Below are 7,304 nucleotides of genomic sequence, written 5' to 3'. Positions count from 1 at the left end.
GATGGTAGCGTCGTCCATGGTGGTGCGTCCTCTTTGGTCGGTGGCTTGTGTCGCAACAACAAACCAACCAGATGCACCGCCAGCTTTCAAACCAGCCGGACACCAGATTCACTCATAGCTCCAGCGGAAACTCCTCTCCATCAAGAACTCACGGTCCAGGGCGGACATTACACACCAGATTGAAATGTTGCGGGCGCAACCTGCATGGCTGCCGTTGGCGAAGTCCTTGGGTCTCTGGGCAATCCGGCGGCGGCAATCCTTTTCTCAAGAAAGCCTGCTGCCCAAATTTTTAGTGCCCAAAAGGAAACGCGCCCCGGAGGACGCGCTTCAATGTGGTGCTTCTTCGAGCTTGTTAACGGCTCGACCGCGAATTCTGAACACCCTCTTTCTGGCATACGGCGACCAGACTTTCAAGTTGCGTCCTATTCGGGCGTAAGGAATTCTGTGTAAGATTACAATTTGGATGGTGAATATGCGTCTGGGATTAGATATCGGAACCAACTCCATCGGCTGGTGGCTGTACGAAACCGATGGTGCCGGAGCGGACGCCCGTATCACTGGCGTGATTGGCGGCGGTGTTAGGGTTTTCTCGGACGGACGAGACCCACAATCCGGTGCATCCCTGGCGGTTGACCGTCGGACTGCCCGCGCCATGCGTCGGCGTCGGGACCGCTACCTGCGCAGACGGGCGACGTTGATGAAGGTTCTGGCCAACGCGGGGCTGATGCCCGCGGACCCGGCCGAGGCAAAGACACTGGAGGCGCTGGATCCCTATACATTGCGGGCGAGCGGTCTGGACGCAGTCCTGCCACTGACCCATCTGGGCCGTGCATTGTTTCACCTGAACCAGCGTCGCGGCTTCAAATCGAACCGCAAGACGGATCGGGGCGACAACGAAAGCGGCAAGATCAAGGACGCCACCGGACGGTTGGAGCAGGCGATGATGGCCAGCGGTGCCCGCACCTATGGCGAATTCCTGCATATGCGACGCCAGCGGGCGACCGACCCGCGCAATGTGCCGACTGTGCGCACCCGGCTTTCCATCGCCAAGCGAGATGGTCCGGACAGCAAGGAAGAGTCGGGCTATGATTTTTACCCCGACCGCAAACACTTGGAGGAAGAGTTTCACAAACTCTGGGCAGCCCAGGCGCACCATCATCCCGAGCTGACCGAAGACCTTCGCGACCTCGTCTTTGAGAAGATCTTCTTTCAGCGCCCATTGAAGGAGCCGAAGGTCGGGCTTTGTCTTTTCACGGCCGAAGAGCGCCTGCCCAAGGCCCACCCGCGGACCCAGCGCCGTGTGCTCTATGAAACCGTCAACCAACTCCGCGTCACAGCGGATGGGCGCGAGAAGCGGCCTCTGACGCTTGAGGAACGTGACCAGATCGTGCGCGCGCTGGATAACAAGAAGCCCACCGCGTCGTTGAAATCCATGGTCGTGAAACTGCCGGCGCTGGCAAAACTCCTGAAGCTGCGCGACGGTGAACGCTTCACCCTGGAAACCGGCGTGCGGGACGCCATCGCCTGCGACCCGGTCCGCGCGAGCCTGTCCCGCCCTGATCGGTTCGGCCCGCGTTGGTCCACTCTGGACATGGACGCGCAATGGGAGGTGATCGCACGCATTCAGAAGGTGCAAAGCGATACAGATCACTCTGCGTTGGTAAACTGGATGATGCAAACCCATGGGCTCGACCGGGACCACGCGGAGGGGACGGCCAAGGCGTCGCTGCCTGAAGGCTATGGCCGATTGGGCCTGACGGCGACGACCAGAATTCTAAAGAGGCTCGAGGCGGATGTCGTCACTTACGACGATGCGGTGGCGGCCTGCGGCTGGCACCATTCGGATCGGCGCACCGGCGAGTGCCTTGACCGCCTGCCATATTACGGCGAGGTGCTGGACCGGCATGTGATCCCCGGAACCTATGATGAAAACGACGACGACATCACCCGCTATGGCCGCATCACCAATCCCACCGTTCATATCGGTCTCAATCAGCTGCGGCGGGTGGTGAACAAGATCATCGAGGTCTATGGCAAACCTGACCAGATCGTCGTCGAACTGGCGCGAGAGCTCAAACAATCTGAGCAGCAGAAAAACGAGGCCATGAGACGCATTCGCGACACGACGGCAGCCGCGAAGAAGCGCAGCGAAAAGCTCGAAGAACTCGGCATCGAAGACAACGGTCGCAACCGGATGCTCCTGCGACTGTGGGAGGATTTGAACCCCGACGACGCGATGCGGCGGTTCTGCCCCTACACGGGCAAGCGCATCTCCGCTGCCATGATCTTTGACGGCAGCTGCGACGTGGATCACATCCTGCCCTATTCGCGCACACTGGACGACAGTTTCGCCAACCGCACGCTCTGCCTGCGCGAAGCCAACCGCGAAAAACGAAACCAGACCCCATGGGAAAGCTGGGGAGATACCCCGAAATGGGAGGCCATCGAAGCCAACCTCAAGAACCTGCCCGACAACAAGCGCTGGCGCTTTGCCCCGGATGCAATGGAGCGGTTCGAAGGTAAAAACGATTTTCTCGACCGGGCGCTGGTCGATACGCAGTACCTCGCCCGGATTTCGCGCACCTATCTGGACACGCTCTATACCAAAGGCGGCCATGTTTGGGTCGTGCCCGGACGATTGACCGAGAAGCTGCGGCGCCACTGGGGGCTCAACTCTCTGCTGAGCGACAAGGACCGCGGCGCGGTCAAGGCCAAGAACCGCACCGATCACCGTCACCACGCCATCGACGCCGCCGTGGTCGCCGCCACGGATCGCAGCTTGCTCAACCGGATCAGCCGCGCCGCTGGGCAGGGCGAAGAGGGCAGCCAGTCCGCCGAATTCATCGCCCGCGACACGCCATCGCCCTGGGAAGGCTTTCGCAGTGATCTCGAGGTTCAGCTCGGCAGGATCATCGTTAGCCATCGCGCCGATCACGGCCGAATAGACAAGGAGGCGCGTAAGCAAGGACGCGACAGCACAGCCGGGCAGTTGCACCAGGAAACGGCCTATTCCATTGTTGATGACACGCATGTCGCCAGCCGGACAGATTTGTTGAGCGTCAAGCCTGCGCAGCTGCTGGATGAGGCGGGCAGAAGTGGCCAGGTGCGTGACCCGCAGTTGCGAAAGGCGTTGCGCGTGGCCACCGCTGAGAAGACAGGTAAGGACTTTGAGACTGCCCTGCGCGTCTTTGCGGCCAAGCCCGGCCCCTATCACGGCATCCGCCGGCTGCGAATCATCAAACCCCTGCAATCGCAGGCGCGGATCCCGGTGCCGGCGCAGGATCCGATCAAGGTATACCAAGGTGGCAGCAACCACGTTTTCGAGATCTGGCGGCTGCCGGATGGCAAGATAAAGCCCCAGGTCATCACGACCTATGAAGCCCACGTTCTGGAAGGCGACAAGCGGCCGCATCCGGCGGCCAAGCGTCTTCTGCGCGTGCAAAAGGGGGACATGGTGGCACTGGAACGGGACGGAACAAGGGTTGTCGGCCACATTCAGAAAATGGACATTGCAAATGGCCTGTTCGTTGTTCCGCACAACGAGGCAAATGCCGACACGCGAAACAACGACAAATCAGATCCGTTCAAATGGATTCAAATTGGCGCACGGCCAGCGGTCGCATCCAGGATTCGCCGTATATCTGTCGACGAAATTGGCCGTCTTCGAGACGGAGGCGCCAAGCCCAAATAAGCCGGATTCGCGCGAATCGATAAAACATGCCAACCTTCCAAGGGTTTGGAGGGTAAAGGTTGGACCAGATCTTGGATATCTCGACCAATGGTCGGCATCTCTCGCGTGACCGTGGCTTCCTGAAAGTCAGCGACGGCGCGGAAGAAATCGGTCGTATCCCGCTCGACCAGATCGCAGGGGTAATCGTCCACGCCCATGGGACCACATGGTCCAACTCACTCTTGACCGAACTCGCGGATCGCGGAGCCCCGGTTGTCTTGTGTGGATCGAACCACGCCCCCCGATCTGTTCTTCTCCCAATTGAGGGGCATCATGCCCAAGGCGCTCGGTTGCGTGCCCAGTGGCAAGCCAAAACCCCGCTCTTGAAGCAGGCTTGGAAACAGGTCGTGATCCGCAAGATCGCCATGCAGGCCGCCGCGCTGGAGTCCATGGGCGAGACCCACGCACCCATCGCCATGCTCACGCGCAAGGTTACCAGCGGCGATAGTAACAATGTCGAAGCCCAGGCCGCCCGGTATTACTGGCCCCGCATGATGGGTGAGCAGTTTCGACGGGATCGCACGGCCCCCGATATCAATGCGCTGTTGAACTATGGATATACCGTCCTGCGGGCTGCTACCGCCCGCGCCGTCGTGGCCGCCGGGTTGCATCCCACCATTGGACTGCACCATTCCAATAGAGGCAACGCCTTCGCCCTGGCTGATGACTTGATGGAGCCATTCCGCCCCCTGGTCGATTGCTGCGTGCGCGGTCTCGCAGAACGAAATGGACCAGAGGTGGATACCGAGGCCAAGAAGACCTTGGCTCGGCTCATCGCACTTGACCTACCCTTAGGCGGAGGCTTGACACCAGTATCCGTAGCGCTTGGGAAACTCGCTGTATCTCTGGGTCAGAGCTTCGAGTCCGGACGCCTGACCCTTGCCCTGCCCTCGCCGCCCGATGCTCTTACCCTTGCGGGTTTGGGATCATGACGACTGCACCCGTCTACCTGTCTGGATACCGAATCATGTGGATCCTCGTGATGTTTGATTTACCCACCGACACCAAGCCGCAGCGGAAGGCAGCGACTGGCTTTCGGAACTTCCTCCTGGATGAAGGTTTCGAGCGCAGTCAGTTCTCTGTCTATGCTCGCTTCGTCAACGGTAAAGAGGCGTTCCAAACGCGCGTAAACCGAATCACGCGACAACTGCCCGACAAAGGCGATATCCAAATCCTCAACTTCACCGACCGACAATATCGTGATATAGTCCACTTCTCTGATCAGGGCCGCAGGGCGGCCCGGAAAAATCCGGAACAACTGGCGCTATTTTGATGGAGAATCTTTGGTTTGCCTTACTCGCCCCCTTCCAAGATTACTTTGATTTCAAGATCTTGGAAGAGGACCGAGTTTAGCTGTTCAGAATTCGAGGTCCAGCCGCAACGTCATTTCCACAGTGCAGACGGCGCAGAAAGTTTAGCTGTTCAGAATTCGAGGTCCAGCCGCAACAAGGTGGCCGTGGCCTTGTCCGTCAGCGGCAGTTTAGCTGTTCAGAATTCGAGGTCCAGCCGCAACACCCACAGATCGCGCCCGTTGATATAGACCAGTTTAGCTGTTCAGAATTCGAGGTCCAGCCGCAACACGTTCTGGGAAGCAACGCCAAGGCCGAGCAGTTTAGCTGTTCAGAATTCGAGGTCCAGCCGCAACTCCGCAGCGAGCGCGATCCGCTCCAAGTCGAGTTTAGCTGTTCAGAATTCGAGGTCCAGCCGCAACTATAACGAGGACGCGCTGCACGGTGACGGGAGTTTAGCTGTTCAGAATTCGAGGTCCAGCCGCAACTGAGTTGAAGGTCGCGACATAAATCAGTCCAGTTTAGCTGTTCAGAATTCGAGGTCCAGCCGCAACGCTTTCGACCCGTGGCACTCACGGCAAATGAGTTTAGCTGTTCAGAATTCGAGGTCCAGCCGCAACAAGCAGCGGCGCAACAGAACGGACTACGGGAGTTTAGCTGTTCAGAATTCGAGGTCCAGCCGCAACACCTTTGTTGATGGCGCGGTTGAAATTCACAGTTTAGCTGTTCAGAATTCGAGGTCCAGCCGCAACTGGGCCGAAAGATATGGCGTTTGATGCCGAAGTTTAGCTGTTCAGAATTCGAGGTCCAGCCGCAACCGGAAAGGCCGATTGGTGAAGTAACTGAGGAGTTTAGCTGTTCAGAATTCGAGGTCCAGCCGCAACCCCGAGACGCTCGCAAGGTCAAGATACCGCAGTTTAGCTGTTCAGAATTCGAGGTCCAGCCGCAACGATTACAGGCGCGGGCGGCGAACTGTCGGCAGTTTAGCTGTTCAGAATTCGAGGTCCAGCCGCAACGATTACAGGCGCGGGCGGCGAACTGTCGGCAGTTTAGCTGTTCAGAATTCGAGGTCCAGCCGCAACCGCTATTACAGCCAGACCAAGCTTCTCACCAGTTTAGCTGTTCAGAATTCGAGGTCCAGCCGCAACTAGATGAACGTCTTGGCGTTGTTGCGGGTGAGTTTAGCTGTTCAGAATTCGAGGTCCAGCCGCAACGAAATGGAGCACGGGCAACAACTCCGTGACAGTTTAGCTGTTCAGAATTCGAGGTCCAGCCGCAACTCGGGGTGGTTGCGGCGCTCGGCCTCCTCGAAGTTTAGCTGTTCAGAATTCGAGGTCCAGCCGCAACGCCGGGTTTAAGCTATGACCTGAGACCCGACTTCCCTCCAGCCTTTGGGAGAATCCGTCGGTTGATTTCTGGCCTCATGCGGCCTTGGTTTCCAGTCTCGATTTCATTGCAAATTCATACGGCGTGAGATTGCCCAGGGACGAGTGGGGTCTGTGTCAGTTGTAGTCTTCCTTCCATGCGGTGATCTTCTCGCGGGCCTCAGCCAGTGAAGAAAACAGGGTTTCGTTCAAAAGCTCATCGCGGAAGCTGCCGTTGAAGCTCTCCACGAATGCGTTCTGCATCGGCTTTCCTGGCGCGATGTAGTGCCAATCGATCCGGGTTTCCTGGCACCATCTGAGCACCGCCATACTGGTCAGTTCCGTCCCGTTGTCGCTGACTATGGTTTTGGGCCGTCCGCGTCTTGCCGTGATTGAAGTCAGTTCACGGGTAGCTCGAAGCCCCGAGAGCGACGTGTCCGCGACCAGCGCCAGGCATTCCCGGCTGAAATCGTCCACGATGGCCAGCACGCGGAACCTGCGCCCGTCGGTGAAGGCGTCTGAGACGAAATCCAGGCTCCAGCGTTCGTTAGGCTTCTCTGGCACTAACATTGGTCTGCGCGTCCCGAGGGCCCGTTTCCGGCCACCACGCTTTCGCACTTGCAGCTTCTCCTCGCGACAGAGCCGTCTGAGCTTTTTCTAGTTCACCTGCCAGCCCTGCCGTTCAAGCATCACATGGACGCGTCGATAGCCGAACCGGCGCCGCTCAGCCGCCACAGCCTTCATCGCTTTGCGCAACTCGGCATCGTCTGAGCGTACGCTTTGATACCGCACGCTCGAGAGTTACTGTCAAATCTGGTGTCCAGGCGATCATCATGCGGCGGCTTGATCTTGGTTTGATGGCTTGATGCCGTTGATGAAGTCGACGCCTTCGATGACGTCGGCGAGATGAGCGAATCCGCG

General features: G+C 58.6%; 3 protein-coding genes, 1 pseudogene and 1 CRISPR repeat array. Of the genes and pseudogenes, 3 read left to right on the top strand and 1 reads right to left on the bottom strand.

Features of this window, described 5'->3' with window-relative positions; all coding sequences use genetic code 11:
- Window positions 1-463: 463 nt before the first annotated feature.
- The 3 genes from cas9 (at window position 464) to cas2 (ending at window position 5,003) form a co-directional block, all read left to right on the top strand.
- On the top strand, window positions 464-3,691 hold the full coding sequence (gene cas9 / locus JF290_RS19345) for a type II CRISPR RNA-guided endonuclease Cas9 (RefSeq protein WP_328701306.1): 3,228 nt from the start codon (window positions 464-466) through the stop codon (window positions 3,689-3,691).
- A 71-nt stretch (window positions 3,692-3,762) separates the two neighbouring features.
- On the top strand, window positions 3,763-4,662 hold the full coding sequence (cas1, locus tag JF290_RS19340; RefSeq protein WP_233155612.1) for a type II CRISPR-associated endonuclease Cas1: 900 nt from the start codon (window positions 3,763-3,765) through the stop codon (window positions 4,660-4,662).
- Entirely contained in the window at window positions 4,659-5,003 is a 345-nt protein-coding gene (cas2, locus tag JF290_RS19335) for a CRISPR-associated endonuclease Cas2 (protein WP_233155611.1), read from the top strand. The genes cas1 and cas2 overlap by 4 nt, the downstream gene beginning before the upstream one ends.
- A gap of 73 nt (window positions 5,004-5,076) precedes the next feature.
- A CRISPR array of direct repeats spans window positions 5,077-6,366; the repeat unit is 36 nt; unit sequence AGTTTAGCTGTTCAGAATTCGAGGTCCAGCCGCAAC.
- Window positions 6,367-6,440: 74 nt separating this feature from the next.
- Here the strand turns inward: cas2 and JF290_RS19660 are convergent.
- Window positions 6,441-7,175 (bottom strand): annotated as a pseudogene (locus JF290_RS19660) (IS3 family transposase); the annotation flags it as partial.
- Window positions 7,176-7,304: the final 129 nt, after the last annotated feature.

This window comes from Sedimentitalea arenosa (assembly GCF_016428585.1).
GTDB classification, from domain to species: Bacteria; Pseudomonadota; Alphaproteobacteria; order Rhodobacterales; family Rhodobacteraceae; genus Sedimentitalea; species Sedimentitalea arenosa.
The sequence above is the reverse complement of the archived record's forward strand: the minus strand, read 5'-3'. Positions and strand labels throughout refer to the sequence as shown.

Coding starts and splice junctions, on each gene's coding strand:
- cas9 (WP_328701306.1), top strand. CDS start 464: ATGGTGAATATGCGTCTGGGATTAGATATCGGAACCAACTCCATCGGC.
- cas2 (WP_233155611.1), top strand. CDS start 4,659: ATGACGACTGCACCCGTCTACCTGTCTGGATACCGAATCATGTGGATC.